The following is a 20,377-nucleotide window of genomic DNA, read 5'->3' on the forward strand; positions in this document are numbered from 1 at the left end:
CTTCCGCTTCAGCCCGCGAAGACGGAGCGGCGCTCGCGCAGCAGCGACTGGAGCATGCTCTGGATGGCCTCACGGGTGCGCTCGGTGAGGCGCTGGACCTCGCCCAGGTCGTCCGCGGCCTCGGGCTCGAGGTCTTCGACGCCAATGGGTTCGCCGAAACGGATGCTCCACTTGGCCGGCAGGGGCAGGGGGCCCAGCGGCGTGACGGGCACGTAGGGCAGTCCCAGGAAGGAGGCGGGGATGCGGCCCAGCAGCGGCGACGTCTCCTCCGCGCCGACGATGGCCACCGGGACGATGGGCGCGCCGGTGCGCAGCGCCAGCTTCACGAAGCCGCCGCGGCCGAAGCGCTTCAGCCGGTAACGCTCACCGAAGGGCTTGCTGAGTGCCTGGTACCCTTCGGGGAAGACGACCAGTGGACGATGCTCGTCCAGGAGCCGCAGCGCGTTCTCCGGGCAGGCCCGCACGGCGCCGAGCCGGTTGAAGAGGGTGCCCACCATCGGTGCGTGGAAGATCTGATCCTCCACCAGCCAGCGGGGATCGCGCAGGTCCGGGCGCTCGCGCGTGAGCGCCATGGACATGACGAGCCCGTCGTAGGGCAGGGCGCCTGAATGGTTGGCCACCAGGATGGCCGCGCCCGGCGGCACGTGGTCCACGCCCTGCACGGACACGCGCCAGTACTGCGAATAAAGGAACTCGAGCACGGGCTCCAGCCGCTCGACGAGCGATGGGTCCTTGCCGTACTCGTCCAGGTTCGCGCCACCGCCAGTGCCCAGGCCGGCGCGGAGCATGTCCTTCAGTCCGCCCATCGCGAGCAGCGCCCGGGCCAGACTCTCGCTCGCCAGGGCCTGCCCAGCGATGTCACGCGCCAGGGACAGGGCCGCCACGGCGCGCTCCGCCAGGGGGCGGAGACCCTCGGGCTCCCCCCGTCCGGAATCCGCAGGGAAGGACTCCCGATAGGATGGCTCACCCGCGTTCGTGGCGGGCGGAGGCACCAGCGACAGCGGGCCCCTGCGGCTGGGAGGGAGCTCGTCGCGTGTGGCATCCGGAAGCTCTACTTCCGGCTCCACCGCGGACGTGTCCGCTTCTTCCGTCACCACGACGCGGACCGGCGTCTCACGCTCCCACCGCGTGACGGCCGGAGCATCCGGTGTGGCGTGGAGGGCACGCACCTGTTCGATGGCGGCCCGTGCGGCGCTGTCCGCGACCTGCGCGGCCACGGCGGCGGCGCGCTCCTGCTCTTGTTCCAGAGACGGGGCAGGAGCGCCCCGCTCCAGCGCTTCCTCCACCGCGGCTTCGGCCAGCTCGGTCGCGAACTCCGTGGCCATGAGCCGCTCGACCTCGGCGTCGGGACCGGTCTCCGCGCCCAGCGCCGCGTCCACCGCGGCGGTGGCGACGGCTTCGGCCACGTCGGCGGCCAGGGCTTCCGCCAAGGCAAGGTCCACGTCGCGCTGCTTCGGCGTAGGGGCACCGGCATCGTTCACCGGGCCGGGGGCCTGTGAATCCAGCGTGAGCGGCGTGGACACCGCGGGCTCGCGCAGGGGAAGCACGGCGTCGTCCGCGCCGTGGGCAGAGGTCTGCGGGGCCTGCGGCGTCCGCGCCTGCTGGGACGGGGCGGGTTCGCGCGGCGAAAGCGCGGCGTTCGCTGCCTCGGTCCTTTCGGCCTGCGGCGCGGGGGCCCGCGTCCCCGGTGCCTGCGCCGGAGGCCGGGCAGCCGCGGCGGCGCCCTTCATGCCTCCGGCCGCCTTGCCTCCCTTGGCCTTCCCGGACGTCTTCTTGCCCTCATGCTTGCGCGACTTCGCGGCAGCCGCCTTGCCACCGGCCTTCGCGGACGCCGTCCCGCCAGGCCCCGGCTTCTTCTTCGTCTCCGCGGCGGCGGCCTTGTCCTCGCCACCCGGCGTGGAGGATTCGGTGGGGCGCGACGCGGCGCCGCGCTTGAAGGGATCGTTCCCAAGGACACCCTTGGCCATGACTAGCTCCTCTTCAGCGCCGCAGCGGCGTCTCTGACATGGTGGAGGGGGATGAAACCGAGTGCGGACTCGGCGCGCTCGCCGTCCGCGACCCATGAGTAATGGATGTAGTCGAGCAGGGCCACGGGCAACGTGCCCGCGCCCACGGCGTCCAACGTATGCAGGCCGGCCCGGAACAAGGGCCCTGGCAGAGGGAGCGGCCGCGCGCCCGCCTGCTGGATGAGGCCGGAGATCGGCATCACCCCGCGGCCCACGATGTTGAACTCACCGGACGCGTCCGCGCGCAGGGCCAGGTGCAAGGCACGAGCGGCGTCGTCTTCGTGCAGCCCCTGCCAGAGCGGATCGAAGCCCATCAGCGTGGGCACCACGGGATTCTTCAAGAAGCGCGTGGCCGGGTTGTCCACCGAGGGCCCGAGTACCGGCGCGAAGCGCAGCACCAGCACGCGCATGTCCGGATGCCGCTCCCGGAAGGCGCGCACCTGGCCTTCCACCTCCACCTTGTCGGTGACGAAGCGACTGTGCGGGCAACCCTGGAGCGCCGAGTCCTCGCGCAGCATCGCGGGGTTGTTCCCGCGCGCGCCGTAGACGGCCGTCAGGGAGGGCACCACCAGTCGGGGCAGCCGCGAGCGGCCCGCCGCCGTCAGCACGTTCATCGTGCCGATGACTTCCAGCTCGTGCGCCAGGGATCCGTTGCGGATGGGACCGAACAGGAACGCCAGGTGATAGAGCGCGTCCACGGGGCGCTCGGTGAGCGCGTCGGTGAGCTCGCTCTCGGCATCGTACCGGGTGAGGTCCACGCGGTGGAACTCCACCTTGTCGCCCTCCGGCCGGACGACGTCGAGCACGAGGATGCTCTCCACGTCGGGATCCTGGTCCAGCCGCGACAGCAGGAGCCGCCCATAGTCGCCGCTCGCGCCCGTGACCGCGATGCGCAGCCGCCCCTTGCCTGGTCGTGACACGTCCATACGCGGTGTCGTGTGTTAGCCCAGCCGCCTGGGATTGTCAGCCGCCACCCATGCTGTGTTGCTGGACAACGTCTCCTGGGTGGCGGAGGGTGTCCGGCCGCCATGTCCCGGATTGCCCGTCTCAGCGACGTCCTCATCAACAAGATTGCCGCCGGCGAAGTCGTGGAGCGCCCCGCCTCCGTCGTGAAGGAGCTGGTGGAAAACGCCATCGACGCCGGTGCCGGCACGATCCGCGTCGAGCTGGACGGCGGAGGCGTGGACCGCATCATCGTGTCGGATGATGGGCACGGCATGGGGCGCACGGACGCCGTGGCCTGTCTGGAGCGCCACGCCACCAGCAAGCTGCGCGAGCTGGACGACCTGTTCCACATCGACTCCATGGGGTTCCGGGGCGAGGCCATTCCCGCCATCGCATCCGTTTCCCGGTTCACACTTCACTCCGCGGCCACGAACTCCGAGGTGGGCACGCGGGTGTCGGTGGAGGGCGGTGGGCCACCGCTGGTGGAGGACGCGCCGCCGCGGACGGGGACGGTCATCACCGTGGAGGACCTGTTCTTCAACGTGCCCGCGCGCCGCAAGTTCCTGCGCCGGGGCGACACGGAGCTGAAGCACGCGGAGGAAGCCGTGGTGCGCCTGGCGCTGGCGTACCCGGAGGTGGGCTTCTTCGCCTCGCACGAGGGCGGCGCGCTCTTCTCCAGCGCGGCCTGCCCGGATGACCCGCGCGAGCGGATCGCCGCGGCGCTGGGCTCCACGGCGCATCCGCACCTGTTCCCCGTGGAGGAGCGCCGGCTGGGCGTGGCCGTCACGGGGTATGCCGCCTCGCCCGAGTTCACCTTCAACAACGCGCGCGGCCTCTACACCTTCGTCAACCGCCGCTACATCCGGGACCGCGGCCTGATTGGCACCATCCAGCGCGCGTACCAGGACTTCCTCGCCGCCGGGCGCCAGCCCGTGGTGGTGCTGCACATCGACGTGGACCCGCGCGCGGTGGACGTCAACGTGCACCCGCAGAAGCAGGAGGTCCGCTTCGCCGACGCCCGGGGTGTCCAGGAGGCGGTGACGGCCGCGCTCAGCCGAATGCTGCGCGCCGCGCCGTGGCTGGGCTCGGGCGTGGAGGGCGCCGCGCCCCAGGCCGGCCAGCCCATGGACGCCGCGCACTACGCGCACGCCGTGGAGCGCTTCCTCACCCGCGCCCAGGAAGCCGCGTGGGGCGGCCCGCTGCCCACCGCCATGGACGCGCCGGGCCCCGGTCCAGGGACGCCATCCCTGGGGGCGCTGGGGCAGGGGGCTCGGCCGGGCGCGCTGCCCTTCGCCGCCGCGGTGGGGCAGGCCCCCGCCTTCGGTCAGGCGCAGCCGCAGCTCAACGAGGCGCCTCCGCCGGGCTACTTCGGCGCGCTGCGGCCCCTGGGCATGCTGGGGGGCCGCTTCCATGTCTGCGAGGGACCGGGGGGCACGCTGGTGGTGATGGATCCGCACGCGGCGCTGGAGCGCGCGCGCCTGACTGGCTACCTGCGCGCGTTGGAGTCCGGCAAGCCGCCTCCGGCCCCCACGCTCTTCGGCACCTCGCTGGAGTTGCCCGTCGCGGCGGCGAAGGCCCTGGTGGAGGGCAGGGAAGCCCTGTCCCGCCTGGGCTTCGACGTGGAGCCGTTCGGCGGCACCACGGTGGCGTTGAAGACGGTGCCGCCGGGACTGGAAGGGGCCGACGCGCGTTCGCTGCTGGAGGCCCTGGCGCGGGCGCTTCCGCCGAAGAGCGCGACGCTGGACACGGTGTCGCTGGCGGAGGCGGTGCGGGTGATGGCGTGCCACGCCGCGAAGCAGGCCGGCGCCGTGCCGCTCTCCGACGCGCAGTTCCGCGCGCTGCTCGGGGAGTTGGACCGGGCCGACTTCCACCCCACGTGCAGCCACGGCACGGTGGTGGTGCTGGAGATGCCCTTGCTGGAGCTGGAGCGGCGCGCCCGCTGATCGCCCCGAAAATTGACGGGGGGGGACCCCCTGCTACCGTGCGCCACACGCTTGTAGCACCCAGGCCAACCTCCGCAGCGCACAGGAGCGGGCACATGCACGGTGTGATCACCCTGCGGGACGTGGTGGCGAATCTCGGCGTGGTGCTGCGCGAGTTCGGCGCCGGATGCGTGGTGCGCTGCTTCGTCGCATCCCTTCGCCGCCGGCGGACCACCTTCCTGGAAATCGCGCTGAGCCCCAAGCGCCCCTGACGCCAAAGCCGCCATTGATGCTCCGTCGCCTTCTTCCGCTTGCACTGCTGCTTTCCGCTCCCGCCGCCGCTCAGGATTACGGGTACGGTGATGAGGATGTGTCCACGTCGCTGGATGGGGTGGGCCGCATCACCATCCAGGGCGGTTGGCGCATCACCCCCAACAAGACGCTCTACGACGGCTGGTACTCGCGCTCCGCCAACCAGGGGCTGCCGCGTGCCCGGGAAGTGGCGGGCGGGCCCACGGTGGTGGCGTCCTTCGCCTACGCCATCTCGGACCTGCTGGAAGTGGGCATCGACCTGTTCGGCACGCAGAGTCGCCTGTACCTCAACGAGCCGGGCGTCGACGGCGGGCCGCCGCAGGCCCGGCAGATGGACGTGCTGGGCTATGGGGCGCTCATCGGCCTGCGCTTCCAGACGGTGATTCCGCGGCTGGGCCCCCATGGGCTCGTGCCCTTCGCGGGCATGCTGACGGGGCCCACGCTCGTCTCGTCGGAGCGCAAGGGGGAGGCGCTCCAGGAAACCACCACCCAGACGTGGATGGGCAACGTGGGCGCCACGTTGCGTCTGACGCCGCGTTGGGGCATCACTGCCGACTACCGGCTCGCGTTCCTGCGAGGCCCGGTGGGGCCGTCCACGGCGCGCGTCGGTTCGTTCAGCCTGGGCGGGAGCTGGCTCTCGCTGGGCGTGACGTACAGCTTTCCAGCAGAGCCATCACGGCCGCTGCCTGGGAGCCTGTAAGTCCACAGGGGAAGCAGGCGAGCCGGGCGCTGTTGCCCCTCTCCGGGAAATGCATTGGCTAAGCAGCGCTGTTCCGCTGCGGAAAATATCGACGCATGACCGGGAGAACTCCTTACGATGCGTGAATCGGCCGAATTCATTTCCGGGCCTAGGAAGATGTCCATGCCAGACCAGCCGAAAACGGATGTGGAAAAGGAGCTCACGGATCTGCGCCGTGAGATCGTCGAGGCACGCAACCTCGTCATCAAGAGCGACAACCTGCTCAAGAACCTCCATGCGGAGGTGAAGGCGGTTGGAAAGCGCCACGAAGATTTCCAGAAGCGCCAGTGGCTGTCGTCCGCGGTGGCCTACGTGCTGTTCGCGGTCATCTGCGTGGGCGCCGCGCTGATGATCACCAGCGCGCGCAGCACCAGCGCCACCAGCGAGAAGGAGCGCCTGGAGAAGACGGTCGCCGACCTCACCGGCCAACTGGAGAAGCAGCGCGCGGACACCGCGGCGCACCAGTCGGTCCAGCAGGAGGCGAACAAGGTCTACAAGATGATGACCAGCCTGCCCGGTGACGAGCGCCTCAAGGGCATCGACGCGCTGGTGAAGCTGGACACGTCGCGGTTGAGCAACCTGGAGCGCCAGGCCCTCAACGACCGCGCCGCCGTGCTGCGCCGGGAGACGGGCGACGCCGCGTTCGAGCAGGGCAAGATCGCCTTCCGCAAGAACGAGATGGTCAGCGTCATCTCCAACATGGAGCGGTTCCTGGCCATGAACCCGCCGCAGGACCAGGCCCTGGACGCGTCCTTCTTCCTGGGCACGGCCTACAACAACACCCGCAACCACGAGAAGGCGGTGCCGCTACTCGCCCGCTTCGTGGACGGGGACCGCAAGTCGAAGACGCGCGACTACGCCATGTTGATGCTGGCGCACTCCTACCAGGAGGTCGGCCAGTACGATAAGGCGCTGGAAGTCGCCCGTGACGCGGCTGGCGCCTACCTCAACAGCCCGTACCAGTCGCAGTTCCGGGGCCGCATCGCCGCGGTGAAGCGCCTGATGAACCCGGAGAACGCGGTGCCCGCGGCTCCGGCCCAGGCGACCAGCCAGCCCGGCCAGTAGCCGCCCGTGGGGTCCGGAACCCCACCCACCGGAAACGTTGCCACACGGAAGCGTTGCCACACGGGGTCCACGGTCATAAGACGTGGGCCCCGTGTCCGCTCCCGACCCCCGGAAAGATCCCCGCTACCGCCGCTTTCGTGGTGCCGCGTATGGGATTTACATCCTCGTCACCACGCTGTTCTCGTTGTGGCTCATCTGGAGTGTCGGCCGCTCTGTCTTGGCCATGACGCCGGAGAAGCTGCCTCCCGCCCCCGTGGCGCTCACGTTCCGCGAGTGCCTGGATGGCGCGCGCGCCTTGTGGACGGAGCTGGAGAGCGGGCGCGAGAAGCTGGTGAACGTGTCTCCCGCCAAGAGCGTCGACCAGGAATGGATGCGCTTCCGCACCGCATGGCTGCAGCAGCTCCGCGTGCGTGAGTCCGAGTGCGCGCTCGACTCGCGTGATCGGGCCCCCCTGCGCGAGGTGTTCCGCCGCCTGATGCGCGTGCAGGACCTCTACGCCATCCACGCGGTGCAGTACGCGGGAGAGGTGGGCGGCGAGGTGGATGCGCTGCACGAGGCCTTGAACTCCGCGGGCCGCAGCCCCGGCGCCGGCCGGCTGCCCTGAGTCAACGCACTGGCAGCAAGGCGGTGTAGCGGCCCAGGTGGTCCGACACCGTCTGCGACAGCAGCACCGGAGACGGCCGCCCTCCCAGGTCCGCCACCCGGTAGAAGCGCACGGAGGCATAGGGCGAGGGCGCTCCTGCCTCGGTCACCATGCCCCGCACAGTGCGGCCGCGCTGGAGCGGGAAGGTGGCCAGCACCTGCTCGGACGCGTCTTCGCCGGGGAGCACGGTGATGACGCGGCTGACGCGGGGCAGGTTCTCCGTGGGGATGAAGTCCACACGGTAGATGCCCGGATCCAACCCCAGGCGGAAGGCGCCCGTGTCGTCGGTGGTGCCCAGGGACTCACTGCCCGCCGGTGGACGCGGCCAGCCGGGCACCTGTCCCACCGGATCCGCCAGCACCCTCACGCCCAGCGCCGGTGAGGCGTTGTCCGTCTGGAGAATCGTCCCCCGGATGATGCGCCGGTCCGGGCACACGACGTCCGGCAGCACCGCGCCGGTGCGAGGCACCTCCACCGACTGCACCGTCAGGCCCGCGGTGGAGCCTGACGGCGGCACCACCACCAGCGACAGGTTTCCGCCCGGCCCTGACGGGAGCGTCTCCACCGTGAAGCGGCCCTCCGCGTCGGTGGTGCTCAGGGGCCCCTGGTACGTGCCGCCGCCACCCACGGGGCCGCGCAGGGACACGGAGGCCCGGACCACGGGTCGGCCGTCCCTCCCCAGGATTCGGCCGGACACCTGGACCGGCTCGCCATAGTCTCCCAGCTCCAACGGCGCGGTGAGCGGCTCGCGGGGATCCACGGTGAACGTCTTCTGCGGCACCCACACGTCGCCTGTCGCCGTCACGCGCACCAGGAGGCTGGTGCGCTGCGAGGCCTCCAGGGGCAGGGCCAGGGAGAATGCGCCCGAGCCACGCACCACCGGCACGCGCTGGGACAGGGGTGTCAGGTCCGCGTCCAGCGCCTGGACCTGCAGCGCGGCGTCCACGAGCTGCGCGCCCTGGCGCACCACCCGACCTTCCAGCCGGGCCACCTGGTTGGGGGAGGGCAGCACTAGGTGCATGGGCACGGCGCCGCCGGGTGACACGGTGGCTTCGCCTCGCACCGGTGGCAGCCCCAGGTCCTCCGGCTCCAACGTCACCGTGTACGTCCCGGTCCCCACGGGCAGCACCCAGGCGCCGTTGAGAGGGACCAGGTCGGCCGTGAAGAGGCGCGCCACCCCCGGCAGCAGCGCGCTCTCCCCACGGGCGGTGAGGTGGAGCGGCTCGTTGTAGGGGCTGGGGGCGCTGCCGACGGAGCTCGTGGCGCGCACGGTGCGGCCCTGGACGGTGGCGGGCCCGAACAGCGCCAGGTTCAGCTCCGGCCGGATGGCGTCGACCTGGAAGTCCTGCGCGTGCAGGCCGTCATGGGGGTTGGGCGTCACCTCCACCACGATGTCCCGGCCCGGGTCGCCGCAGCCGTCCGGGAAGCACACCTCATTGGTGGCACAGTCGCTGTCCGCGCGGCACACCAGCTGGCTGGGGTCGGGCGCTTCCTCCAGCAGCACGCAGCCGGCGCTGGGCAGGCCTGACAGCAGGACCGTCCACGCGAGTCGCCGCACCCGCTTCACCGGCAGTCTCCCTGGACGGTGTTGACCACCCACGAATAGGTGACGACGAAGCCCGGGTTGTCGATGGTGGTGCCGTCCGGCAGCTGCACCGGCCGGGGCCGCACCACGCGGTCCACCAGCTCCGCGTCGGTCACCAGCGCCTCCACCAGGTGGGGGCCGGGCGTGCTCAGCGGGTTGTTCGCGGACGAGAGGCTGATGAGCAGCGTGCCCCGGTCCGAGCGCCGGGGTTCGCGGGTGCTGGCCAGCTCATACTGACGGTAGGGGCCGCGCGGATCCTGCGGGTTGTAGTCCACGTACCAGTGCACGACGATGCGGTCGTCCACGTCCGGGTCCTCGACGGCCACCTCGAAGGTGAGGTCGCAGCCGTCGGCGCCGAAGTCCGAGATGAAGCGCTGCTGGGGGGCGACCAGGCTGTCGATGATGCGCGGCGGCCGGTTCATGAAGTCCGGCACGGCGTCCAGCAGCGTGTCGTCCTGGGGGATGAGGCAGCCGGACGCGGCGCAGCCCGCGGCCATCAGCAGCCACAGCTCTCGTCTCCAGGAGTATCGCCGCGTCGTCGCTTCCATCATCCGGACGGGCTGCTCCCCTAGAGCAGCTCGTCACCCTCCTCGGGGGGCAGGGGCCGCCCTGACTTCTCCGCTTCCAGCTTCTCCAGATGCCGGAAGATGGTGCGCGGGTCCACTCCCAGGTCCTTGGCCGTCTTGGTGCGGTTCCCGTTGTTCCGGGCGAGCACCTCGTTGATGTAACGCTTCTGGAATTCTTCCTTGGCCTGGAGCAGCGGCATGATGGGCTCCAGGTTCTCCGGCTTCAGGTCCAGGTCATCCGGCCCCAGGAGCGGCTTGTCCGCGAGCACCACCGCCTTCTTGAGCCGGTTCTCCAGCTCTCGGATGTTGCCCGGCCAGCCGTACTTGCGCATGGACACGGTGGCGGAGGGGGTGAAGCCGCGGGCCTTGGAGCTGAACTCGCGGGCGTACTTCTGGAGGAAGAAGCGGCCCAGCACCACGACGTCCTCGCCGCGCTCACGCAGGGGCGGCAGCTTCAGCGTGACGACGTTGAGGCGGTAGTAGAGGTCCTCGCGGAAGGCGTTCTTCTTCACCTCGTCCTCGAGCACCTTGTTGGTGGCCGCCACCACGCGGATGTCCACCGGCTCGCCGCGGTTGTCGCCGACCTTGTAGACGACCTTCTCCTGGAGCGCGCGCAGGAGCTTCACCTGGAGCTGCAGCGGCATCTCCCCGATTTCGTCCAGGAAGAGGGTGCCGCCAATGGCCGCCTGGAACTTGCCGGCCTTGGTGGCCACCGCGCCGGTGAAGGCGCCCTTCACGTGGCCGAACAGCTCGCTCTCCAGCAGGTTCTCCGGAATCGCGCCGCAGTTGATGGTGATGAAGGGGCCCTTCGCGCGCGTCGAGCGGCGGTGGATTTCCCGCGCGATGAGCTCCTTGCCGGTGCCCGTCTCTCCGGTGATGAGCACGGAGATGTCCGTGGGCGCGATCTTGTCGATGCGCTTGTACACGTCCCGCATGCCCTGGCACGCGCCGACGATGTCGCCATAGCGCTGGTCCTCCAGCTTGCGGCGCAGCTCGGTGTTGTCGAGCTTGAGGTCGCTCACCAGCATCGCGTTCTGGAGGATGAGCGACGCCTGCGCCGCGAAGATGGTGAGCATGTCCGCGCTCTTGGGCTCGAACCGGTTCACCAGCCGGTCGTTGCCCACGTAGAGGACACCGAAGAGGTCGCCCTTCTGCATCAGCGGCACGCACATGACGGAGTGGACGCGCAGGTTCACCACCGACTCGCTCTTGTTGAACTCCGGCGAGTCCAGCGCGTCCGCGACGATGAGTGCCTTCTGCTCCTTCACCACCTTGGCGATGATGGAGTCGGAGATCTTGTCCTTCTCCACCGCGTCCTCGATGTTCTCCCGGGACACGTTGCGCGCCACCTTCACGCGCGGGTCTCCGTTCTCCATCAGGATGAGGAAGCCCTTGTCGGCGCGCGTCACCTCGATTGCCTCGTCCATCAGGCTCTCCAGGAGGCGCTCCAGGTCGTAGAGCCCCAGCAGCCGCTCGCTGAACGCGGTGAGCCGGCGCAGCAGCAGCAGCTCGCGGCCGGGGACGCCGGGCAGCTCCGAGGTGTGCGAGTCGGGGTTGGACGTGTGAATCAGCTCTCGCGGAGAGGACGCGGCGAGCGGCGGAGCACGGGGCGCGTCGTCCCGGGCGAAGATCAGCTCGGTGTGGCCCACGCGGACCACGTCGCCGGTGGAGAGCGCATGGGCGTCGCGCTTCTTGCCGTTGACGTGGAAGGTGGCGCCCAGGCTGCCCACCTCGTAGCGCGTGCCGTCGAAGGTGACGTGCAGGGCGCTGGCGGGCACGGAGGTGTCCTCCAGCGGGATGTCGTTGTCCGGGCCCCGGCCAATGCTGGTGAGGCGCTTGTGCAGGGCGACTGCGCGGACCTTGCCATCGGGGGTGCGGACGGTGAGGCTGGCCATGGCTTCACGTACCTGAAGGGAGTCTCCGTCAGAAGGAGAGCGTGAGACCGGCGCCGAGTCCGCCGGAGGTCGGGTAGATGCCCACGCGCGTGTACGTCTTCGGTGCCGTCGCGCGGGCGGAAGTGGAGCGGGGGAGCGGCTCCGCGGGTTGTTCGGCGCGAGGCTCCACCGTGCTGCGGACCACCTGGTCCTCGTGGTGGAACAGCGCGTCCACCACGCCCACGGCATAGATGGCGTAGAAGCCCGCGGCCGACGACAGCTTGAGCAGCTGCCACGCGTCGCGCTGCCTGGCCCGGCTGGTGGGGATGTAGCGCACGGTGACGGAGGCCCGGCCGTCCGGGTCCAGCACGTTGTCCAGATCGATGGTGCGCTCTTCGAAGAGCCCTTCGTAGGCGAAGAAGGAGATGATGCTCGTCACCGCCAGCACACCCTCGGTGGCGGCGAAGACGATGCCCAGACTGGTGCGGCCCTGCTGGAACTGGCCGGCGCCGAAGGGGACGAAGTTGACCAGGAAGTTGCGCTTCTCCACTGTGCGCACCGTCACCTGGGACGCCAGCTCCTCGGCGCGGCGGCGCTGCACCTCGGCTTCCAGGCGCTCGCGCTCGCGGCGCTCGGCCTCCGCCTTCTCGCGCTCCTGACGCAGCCGCCGCTCCTGGCGCAGGAAGTCCAGCTCCGTGTCCATGTCCTCCTTGAGCGTGTCGAAGAAGGCCACCGCGGGCGGCGGGACGACGAAGGGGTCCAGGCTGAAGTCCGGATCCAACCGGAGCAGCGCGCGCAGGTGACGGCGGGCGTCGTCGGTGCGGCCCAGGTTGAAGGCCGCCAGGCCCGCGAGCTTGTGCAGCTCCGCCAGGTCGTCCTCGTCCAGGCCGCCCCGGTCGATGCGCGAGGCCGCGCGGTCCATCACCTCCGCGTACTTGCCGTACTCGAAGCTGGCGCGCAGCGCGGCGACCTCCGGGTCACCGGCGTCCTGGGCGAACGTGGCGCCCGGAACGAGCAGCATCAGCGCCGTGAGCAAGAGCGGGAGGCAGCGGCTCATTCTGGGCGGAGGCTCCCGCGCAGGGTGGTGGGTTCGCCCGGCCGCAGATGCACCACCCGGCGCTCCGGCACGTAGCCCGGGTGGGAGACCTCCACCACCACGGTGTGCTGGAAGCCCGCGGGGCCTCGCGGGGAGCGGACCTCGAAGGGCGTCTTCACGCTGTCCTCCGCGGAGCGGAACTCGTCGCCCACGCGCACCAGCGCGCCCGCGGGCTCGAAGTCGACCGACAGGCGGGACGCCTTGGGCTGGGCGCGCAGGTGGAAGACGTTGTCGCCGTCCGGCTGCACGTCGATGGTGTCCACCACGTCCTCGCAGTAGTCGCAGGAGATGGTGACGGTGTGCCGGCCCGGCGTCACCTCCACGTCATGCTTCTGGAGCGGCTGGGCGCTGGGCGCGCCGTCATCCACGCGGATGCTGCCATAGGGGCGCACCAGGATGGACACCGGCAGCTTGCGCACCAGCGGCTTGCGCGGTGCTTCCTCGTCCTCGCCCGCGGGGCGTGTGCCCATGCTGCGAACGGTGCCGCCCACGGCCGGCGTGCCATCCGTCCGCGGCGACAGGTCCCCCGGTGCCGTCGTGCCCTTGACCGCGCGCGAAGCCGGGCGGGGCGGCTGCGACGTGCCAGGGCCGGGACGCCCGGCGCTCTCCTTCGGAGCCGGGGTGGCGTCGGGGGGCGCGACGGTGGCGAGCGGCTCGGGAGGCGGGGCCGGAGGCAGCGTGGCCGCGACCTGTCCGGGCGTGGCGGCGTCGGGCGGGAGGGTGGCTTCGGCGTCGTTCGCGTGGCGGGCCTTCCAGCCGCCCAGTCCCAGCAGTCCGGCGGCGGCCACGCCCACGCCCAGGCGCAGCCCCCGGCGGCGCCACGTCTTGATGCGCTGGGCGCGCTGGATGCTCTTGAGGAGCGCCAGCGCCCGCGCGTTGGTCGTGTCCAGCGCCAGCACCTGGTTGAGGCTGGCCAGGGCGCGCGGGGTGCGCTTCTCCGCGAGCTGCCGCTCGCTGCGCTCCAACAGGGTGGCGACGATGCGCTGACGGGCCAGCTTCCGGTACGACGCCGGGTCCGCGAAGTACGACACCAGTTCCTCGCCCACGCGGGCGAAGCCCAGGCCGGCCAGGTAGTCCGCCAGGGCGTCCCGCAGCCGGGCCGCGTCGGGGTAGCGCCGCTCCGGGTCGCGCTGCAGGCAGATGGCGCAGATGTCCGCCAGCTCGTCCGACAGCGCGGGCACGCGCCGGCGTGCGTCCTCGTAGTCACCGTCCAGGATGCGCTTGAGCGTGGCGGTGGTGTTGGGCGCGCTGAAGGGCAGCCGTCCCGTCATCGCCGCGTAGAACATGATGCCCACGCTGAAGACGTCCGCCGTGGGGCCCGCCTCCAGGCCTTCGATGATCTCCGGGGCCATGTGGGCCGGCGAGCCCACCAGCGTGCCGGTGACGGTCATCCGCTCCTCGATGTCCATCAGCCGCGCGATGCCGAAGTCCATGAGCTTGAGGACGCCGTCCTCGCGCACCATGACGTTCTCCGGCTTGAGGTCGCGGTGGATGACGCCGGACTCGTGCGCGTGCGCCAACGCCGCGGCCAGCTCGTGGATGACCATGGCCGCCAGCTCCGGCGGGTCCATGGGCCCCTCGTCCAGGAACGTCTTCAGCGTCTGGCCGCGGATGTACTCGGTGACGATGAACGCGTCCTGGGCGTCCGCGGCGGAGAAGTCGAAGACCTCCAGGATGTTGGGGTGGTGCAGCTTGGCCACCGCGCGGGCCTCGCGGGCCAGCCGCCGGCGGGACTCGTCCTTGCCGGCCAGGTGGGGGTGCAGCACCTTCACCGCGACTTCACGGTCCAGGGCGGTGTCGAGCCCCTTGTACACGACGCTCATGCCCCCCGAGCCCAGTTGCTCGAGGATGCGGTAGCGACCGATATGGCGGCCGACGAGCGTCGTCATGGTGGTTTGGCGGTCCCCTCAGTCCCCGAAGCTGATGCCCATGCTCTTGCTGAAGCGCACCAGCTCACCCGCCGGATCCACCCGGCGCTCCTTGCGCGACTCGCTCAAGGGAACCGCGATGATCTCGCCCGCGCGCAGGGCCACCATGTGGTCCCACTGACCCGCGCTCACCAGGTCCAGCACCTTGCAACCGTAGCGAGTGGCCAGTACCCGGTCCGCCGCGCTGGGGCTGCCCCCGCGCTGGAGATGGCCCAGCACCGTCACGCGAATCTCCGCCTCGATGTGCCGGGCCAGCAGGTCCGCCAGCACCTTCCCCGAGCCGCCGAGCCGCACCACGCCCCGGCCGGGAATGGCCTCCGCCGTGTCCAGCACGGCCAGCTCGCCGCCCTGCGGGAACGCGCCTTCGGAGATGGCGATGATGGAGAAGCTGCGACGGTGGGTGGAGCGGCGGCGGATCTTCTCCACCACGGACTCCACGCGGTACGGAATCTCTGGAATCAGGATGACGTCCGCGCCCCCGGCGATGCCGCTCTCCAGGGTGAGGAAGCCGGCGTGGCGGCCCATGATCTCCACGACCATCACCCGGTCATGGGCCTCGGCGGTGGAGTGCAGGCGGTCGAGCGCCTCGGTGACGATGAGCCGCGCGGTGTCGAAGCCGAAGGTCTGATCCGTCCCGGACAGGTCGTTGTCGATGGTCTTCGGACAGCCGACCACCTTGAGCCCCTTCTCCACGAGCCGGTGGGCGATGGACAGCGTCCCGTCGCCGCCCACGGCGATGAGCCCGTCCAGGCCCAGCTCCTCGCAGCGGCGCAGGACCTGATCGGACACGTCCCGCTCCACCCAGTGCCCATCCTCACGGGTCGCGTAGCTGAAGGGGTTGGCCTTGTTGGACGTGCCCAGGATGGTGCCGCCCTTGGGGAGGATGCCGCGGGTGTCCTCCTCGGTGAGCGGGTGGGCGAGCCCTGGCTCCACCAGCCCCATGTAGCCGTTCTCGATGCCCACGAACTCGTAGCCGAATTCGTGCGTGCCCCGCTTCACGAGGCCGCGAATGAGTGCGTTGAGGCCGGGGCAGTCGCCACCGCCGGTCAGGACTCCAAGTCTCATGGGACGGGACATACAGGTCGGACGCGGGTGTCAGAGGGAGGGTGCTTCACCATGACAGAAACGTCGGACCTGATTGTAGGGGGGGGGCCCCGGGGGTGCAACGCGTGAATCACCGGCCAGGGCTGATTCGCGAGTGGAAACGGGCGTTTTCCTCAGTCCCGCTTCAGGCGGCGGCGCGAGGCCACCCGGTCCAGCAGGGCCTGGAGCCGAGGCTCCGGCTTGTCGGGAAGCGCCCTATCTGTCGGGGACTGTAGGGGCATGGCCTTCGCGAGGCCATAGAGCTCGATCAGCCGCTCCTTGAGCAGCTCGCTGTCCGGGCGTTCCTGGACCGCGCGCCGGTAGCAAGCAGCGGCGCCCGCATAGTCGCCCAGCGCGAAGAGGCGCTCGCCTTCCTGGACGGGGGAGGACGGGCCCACAGGGAGGGGGATGCTGGCCTCGGCCCGGGCGGCTTCGAGCACCTCCAACTCCGCGGGTTGGAGCAACTCGCGCGCGTTGGCGAGCTTGAGGGCGAGCCCCTCGTCGGCCGGGAAGGCCCGCACGAGCGACTCGTACAGGCGGAGCGCTTCGGTGAGCTCGCCGCGGCGCAGGGCGCGATCGGCACGTGACTCCATGTCGGCCCTGGCGGCGGGGTTCATCTCTCGGGCAGGTTACCCGCGCCGCGCGGGGATGTCACAACGAACACGCGGGGAGACGCCGCGACAAGGCTCGGATTCCGGGAGGCCACACGCAGTGTCGGGGTGGCCGACACTCAGGCTCGGATTCCAGGGGCTGTCTGTGTGGTGCCTGTCGCGCGCGCAGGCGCCGAGGCCAGGGCGCTGTGCGAGGGCGGCTGCCGCGACTGCGAGGAGACGTGGTGCCTCAGGCTACTTCGCTTCGGTTCGCCGGAAGAACACGTCGGTGTTTTCGCTGGTCAGGTCTTCCAGCCAGGCCACGTAGCCATGCGATCCGCCGCTGGAGGCGAAGACACGTGGCGCGGAGGAGCGCGTCGGCGTGTTGCTGAGGTCCGTCACGGGGGTGAACGACGCGCCCAGGTCACCGCTGGCCCGGTAGAAGATGTCGACCGAGCCGGCGGTGGTGTCCTCCCACGCGACGCGCAGATGCGACTGGGCCGCGGAGAGGCTGACGGCTCCGGAGTATCCTGGGCTCAGGCTCAGGTTGCGTGGCGCGGAGAACGTGGCCCCGTGGTCGTTGCTGGTGCGCAGGAGGATGTCGAAGTTGCCGGGGCTGTCGTCCTGCCACGCCACGAAGACGTGCTGACCCGAGATTTCGAGGTCCGGAGCGAGCGCGAAGCCTCGGCCCCCACTCATGGCTTGGGTGGGCCCAAAGCTCGCCCCCCGGTCGCTGCTGCGGCGGTAGAGGATGGTGCAGGTGTCCGGGAAGAGGTCGTTGCATTCTTCCCAGACCACGTGGACCTTCTGGTCCTTGACGGCGATGCGGGCGAGCAGTGACGGCTGCCCCGGGCCCTCGCCGACACTGAGGTTGAGGCGCGGTGCGAAGGCCGTTCCCTCGTCGGGGCTGGTCCTCATGTACACGTCGGGCCGGTCATCCGCGTCGATGTTGTCACCCACCATGTAGACGCGATTGTTGGACGCGGTCATCTCCGTCACCCCGGTGCCATGACGGTCATCCAGCGCCAGTGTGGGGCCGAAGGTCAGCCCCTTGTCGTGACTCGCCCGGAATCGCTGGGTCGCGGACCGCGCGCCCGTGGGCTCGGTCCATGTCACGTACACATCGCTGTTCTCGGCCGCGAGCCGGGGCGAAAGGCCGTGCGCGGCCAGGGTGACCGCGGGGGCGAAGTTCCTTCCGTTGTCGTGGCTCACGCGGAACTGGATGCCCTGTTCGTACCAGGCGACGTAGACCTTTTTTCCCTCCGCGACGACGGTGGGGAGGTAGGCGGACCCGGTGTTGTTGCTCAGCCTCAGGGGAGGCTCGAAGCTCCTTCCCTGGTCCGAGCTCCTGCGCAGGTAGACGTGGGTGACGTCCTGGGACGATGTATCACTCCACACGATGTAGACGTTGCCGTCGGAGACGGCTGTCTGGAATTCGAAGTTGAAGGTGGGCGTCCCGCTCAAATTCAGCACCGGACCGAAGGTCTCCTGGAGTCGCGCCGGAACTTCCTGGGCCGCCGCGCTCCTGGAGAGCAGCACGGTTCCGAACAGCACGCCCCTGAGACATCGGCTCATCGTGCTCGCCATGTTCCCCATCCCCCTCATCAAATGCGAGGCGGAGGAATAGGCGCTGGCCGCGTGCGGTGTCACTGAACGAGGGCGCGGTTCGCATGGGGATGGCGAACAGCGAGACGCCCTGGAAAACGAGGGGCCCGGCTCGTCCGCGTGCCTGTGCTCCTTCAGGACGGCGGAGCCCGTGCGCGGCCGAGTCGCCCGAAGGGACGTCCGGCGTTCCTACCCTCGTGGCTGAGCCCATTCAGCAGAGGGATTCGCCATGTTCCACCCAACACGACACCGACACTCCATTCACTGCATCCTGCCGCCTTACCTGGCTCGCTCCATCGCGCAGAACGGCACCAGCGAACAACGTGAGCGCGTCCTGCGGACGCTTTCCACGGATTCGACGTTCCGTGCGCTCCGGCTCGCAGGGAGCAGAACGACCCCATCGACGCTCGTCACCCGTCCCAGGGCCATGATGGTGGAATCCGCGCTGCATCGGACCATCTTCGACTTGAAGAACAGCGAAGCGTTTCCTGGCACGCCCGTTCGCTTCGAGGGACAGGAGGCGACGGACGACATCGCCGTCACGGAGGCCTATGACGGCCTGGGAGACACCTACAACTTCTTCTGGGAGATTTTCGGGCGCAACTCCATCGACGGGGATGGGATGCCGCTGCAGGCCTTCGTCCACTACGGGAACAACTACGACAACGCCTTCTGGGATGGGCGGCGCATGGTGTTCGGAGATGGGGACGGCGACCTCTTCAACCGCTTCACCATCTGCCTGGACGTCATCGCGCACGAACTCGCGCACGGTGTCACCGAGGACGAGGGGCCGCTCTGGTATTTCCGCCAGGCTGGCGCGCTCAACGAGTCCATGTCCGACGTCTTCGGCTCCCTGGTGCGCCAGATGAAGCTCAATCAGAAGGCGGATGCGGCGGACTGGCTCATCGGCAAGGGACTCTTCACCGACAACGTGGAGGGGGTCGCGCTGCGCTCCATGAAGAACCCGGGGACGGCCTTCGATGATGACGTGCTGGGCAAGGATCCTCAGCCTGGGCACATGAAGGACTACGTCCGTACGTGGGAGGACAACGGGGGTGTGCACATCAACTCCGGAATCCCCAACCGGGCGTTCTACCTGGTCGCGTCGCACCTGGGCGGCTACGCCTGGGAGCGGGCGGGGCGCATCTGGTACGACGCCATCCGCGACTCACTCATCAAGCCCGACATGGGCTTCCTCGACTTCGCGCGCATCACCGTGATGTCCGCGACGCGCTTGTTCGGCCCGGGCGAGGAGGAGGACGCGGTCCGGGAGGCCTGGGAGCAGGTGGGCATCCGCGTCGCCCGGTCTGGTGTCCGCATGCCCGCGTTCGTCGGCGCCGTCACCCAGCCCTCGACACAAGCGGGGCGCGCCCCCAGGGCGTAAGGGCTGCGGCGCGGCTGCCATGCACATCGAAATCAAGCGTGAAGGTGGGCCGGCCTACTTCCCTGGGCTGGCTCGGCCAAGAGAGGTGGACCTGACGAGCCTGCCCCCAGAGCAGGCGGAGGCGCTGCGGCAATGCGTCCAGGCGGCCCGCTTCTTCGAACTGCCTCCCGTTGTGGGCGCTCTGCCTCCAGGCGCCCCGGACGCCCGCCGGTTCACCCTGACCGTGGAGGAGGGGGGGCGGCGGCATACCGTCCAGTTCATCGAGCCCGTGGAGGAGCCACGGCTCCATGAACTGCTGGAGCAGGTGACGAAGGCGGAGCGGGCGCAGCGCCGCGGCGCTCGGCCAGGCACGCCTGGGTGAGGCACCGTGCCTGGTCGAAGACAGCGATTGGCTGGCATGCCCGGGCAGGTATTCTCCCCGCGATGCGTATGAACCGTTCCCTGGTCTTCTGCCTCCTGCTGACCGCTTGTGCGACCACGCCGCGCGAACCCGCCTCCGTCGCGGAGGCGTATGCCCGCGCCCTCGAGGAAGGACGTGTCGGGGACGCGTTCGCGCTGACGGTGGGGGGGGCCGAGGAGGAGGCGGCGTTCCTGGAGCGCTATTCGGATCCCGGGGCTCGCAGCGCCAGGGCCGCGGACGTCCGCGCCGGCGCGCCGCTCCTCGAGGCGCGCGCGCCCTCCCTGACGGTCGCGCAGTCCACCCAGGGGTGGCGTGTCGTCGAGGCCCGGCCCGCGGACGTGCCTCGGGCCGCTCTTCGCCAATTCATCGACAGCGTGGAGGCCCGTGACTGGAAGGCCGCCTGGGGCCAGCTCGCCGGGCCCTTGCGAGCGCGTTACACACCGGAGCGCCTCCGCGAGGATTTCGAGCGTGAACCGCTTGCGAAGGAGCGTCTCCGCCGTGCTCGGCTCGCACTCAATACGCATGTCCGCGTCGGCGCGGGTGAGGCCGTGTTCCCCCTGGGTGACGAACGCGCCGTTCGGCTGGTGCTCGAAGAGGGGGAGTACCGGATCGCGGCGCTCGAGTGAGGCCAGCG

General features: G+C 70.2%; 18 protein-coding genes. 8 read left to right on the forward strand and 10 right to left on the reverse strand.

Going from position 1 to position 20,377, the window contains the following annotated elements:
- Positions 1-8 precede the first annotated feature (8 nt).
- Both HNV26_RS09070 and HNV26_RS09075 read right to left on the reverse strand, forming a co-directional pair.
- Entirely contained in the window at positions 9-1,967 is a 1,959-nt protein-coding gene (locus HNV26_RS09070) for a lysophospholipid acyltransferase family protein (protein ID WP_171444864.1), read from the reverse strand.
- Positions 1,968-1,969: 2 nt separating this feature from the next.
- Entirely contained in the window at positions 1,970-2,932 is a 963-nt protein-coding gene (locus HNV26_RS09075; protein WP_171444865.1) for an SDR family oxidoreductase, read from the reverse strand.
- A 102-nt stretch (positions 2,933-3,034) separates the two neighbouring features.
- On the opposite strand from HNV26_RS09075, the gene mutL reads away from it, so the two are divergent.
- The 5 genes from mutL to HNV26_RS09100 all read left to right on the forward strand — a co-directional run bounded on the left by mutL (position 3,035) and on the right by HNV26_RS09100 (position 7,593).
- Positions 3,035-4,894, forward strand: a complete 1,860-nt coding sequence (gene mutL, locus HNV26_RS09080; protein ID WP_171444866.1) for a DNA mismatch repair endonuclease MutL — start codon at positions 3,035-3,037, stop codon at positions 4,892-4,894.
- A gap of 95 nt (positions 4,895-4,989) precedes the next feature.
- Positions 4,990-5,145 (forward strand): hypothetical protein, encoded by a 156-nt coding sequence (locus tag HNV26_RS09085; protein ID WP_163884409.1) that lies wholly within the window; start codon positions 4,990-4,992, stop codon positions 5,143-5,145.
- Between the two features lie 98 nt (positions 5,146-5,243).
- Positions 5,244-5,885 (forward strand): hypothetical protein, encoded by a 642-nt coding sequence (locus tag HNV26_RS09090; protein ID WP_366816817.1) that lies wholly within the window; start codon positions 5,244-5,246, stop codon positions 5,883-5,885.
- A 117-nt stretch (positions 5,886-6,002) separates the two neighbouring features.
- The gene (locus tag HNV26_RS09095) at positions 6,003-6,989 is read left to right on the forward strand and encodes a tetratricopeptide repeat protein (RefSeq protein WP_171444868.1); all 987 of its coding nucleotides are present in this window, start codon (positions 6,003-6,005) and stop codon (positions 6,987-6,989) included.
- A 91-nt stretch (positions 6,990-7,080) separates the two neighbouring features.
- Positions 7,081-7,593, forward strand: a complete 513-nt coding sequence (locus HNV26_RS09100; RefSeq protein WP_171444869.1) for a hypothetical protein — start codon at positions 7,081-7,083, stop codon at positions 7,591-7,593.
- Position 7,594: 1 nt separating this feature from the next.
- Here HNV26_RS09100 and HNV26_RS09105 read toward each other — a convergent pair whose 3' ends face one another.
- From HNV26_RS09105 to HNV26_RS09140, 8 genes are all read right to left on the reverse strand, one after another.
- A complete protein-coding gene (locus tag HNV26_RS09105; RefSeq protein WP_366816818.1) occupies positions 7,595-9,199 on the reverse strand; it encodes a carboxypeptidase regulatory-like domain-containing protein in 1,605 nt (534 codons plus the stop codon).
- Positions 9,196-9,768: a hypothetical protein gene (locus HNV26_RS09110; RefSeq protein WP_171444871.1), complete on the reverse strand. Its 573-nt coding sequence runs from the start codon at positions 9,766-9,768 to the stop codon at positions 9,196-9,198. Before HNV26_RS09110 ends, HNV26_RS09105 begins: the two co-directional genes overlap by 4 nt.
- Positions 9,769-9,785: 17 nt before the next feature.
- Positions 9,786-11,678 (reverse strand): sigma 54-interacting transcriptional regulator, encoded by a 1,893-nt coding sequence (locus HNV26_RS09115; protein ID WP_171444872.1) that lies wholly within the window; start codon positions 11,676-11,678, stop codon positions 9,786-9,788.
- Positions 11,679-11,706: 28 nt separating this feature from the next.
- A complete protein-coding gene (locus HNV26_RS09120; RefSeq protein WP_171444873.1) occupies positions 11,707-12,714 on the reverse strand; it encodes a hypothetical protein in 1,008 nt (335 codons plus the stop codon).
- Positions 12,711-14,642 (reverse strand): serine/threonine-protein kinase, encoded by a 1,932-nt coding sequence (locus HNV26_RS09125; protein ID WP_171452786.1) that lies wholly within the window; start codon positions 14,640-14,642, stop codon positions 12,711-12,713. The genes HNV26_RS09120 and HNV26_RS09125 overlap by 4 nt, the downstream gene beginning before the upstream one ends.
- An 18-nt stretch (positions 14,643-14,660) precedes the next feature.
- On the reverse strand, positions 14,661-15,746 hold the full coding sequence (locus HNV26_RS09130; protein ID WP_216611954.1) for a 6-phosphofructokinase: 1,086 nt from the start codon (positions 15,744-15,746) through the stop codon (positions 14,661-14,663).
- Positions 15,747-15,898: 152 nt separating this feature from the next.
- Positions 15,899-16,381, reverse strand: coding sequence for a tetratricopeptide repeat protein (locus HNV26_RS09135; protein WP_011554025.1), 483 nt, complete (start codon positions 16,379-16,381; stop codon positions 15,899-15,901).
- A 228-nt stretch (positions 16,382-16,609) separates the two neighbouring features.
- On the reverse strand, positions 16,610-17,941 hold the full coding sequence (locus tag HNV26_RS09140) for a sialidase family protein (protein WP_171443412.1): 1,332 nt from the start codon (positions 17,939-17,941) through the stop codon (positions 16,610-16,612).
- Positions 17,942-18,386: 445 nt separating this feature from the next.
- Here HNV26_RS09140 and HNV26_RS09145 point away from each other — a divergent pair, with 445 nt between their 5' ends.
- Genes HNV26_RS09145 through HNV26_RS09155 form a run of 3 tightly spaced genes read left to right on the forward strand, consistent with a single transcriptional unit; the run spans position 18,387 to position 20,369 of the window.
- On the forward strand, positions 18,387-19,343 hold the full coding sequence (locus tag HNV26_RS09145; protein WP_253816369.1) for a M4 family metallopeptidase: 957 nt from the start codon (positions 18,387-18,389) through the stop codon (positions 19,341-19,343).
- A gap of 19 nt (positions 19,344-19,362) precedes the next feature.
- Positions 19,363-19,704, forward strand: coding sequence for a protealysin inhibitor emfourin (locus HNV26_RS09150; protein ID WP_171443414.1), 342 nt, complete (start codon positions 19,363-19,365; stop codon positions 19,702-19,704).
- Entirely contained in the window at positions 19,701-20,369 is a 669-nt protein-coding gene (locus tag HNV26_RS09155; RefSeq protein WP_171443415.1) for a hypothetical protein, read from the forward strand. The genes HNV26_RS09150 and HNV26_RS09155 overlap by 4 nt, the downstream gene beginning before the upstream one ends.
- Positions 20,370-20,377: the final 8 nt, after the last annotated feature.

Source organism: Myxococcus xanthus, assembly GCF_013116825.1.
Lineage (GTDB): Bacteria > Myxococcota > Myxococcia > Myxococcales > Myxococcaceae > Myxococcus > Myxococcus xanthus_B.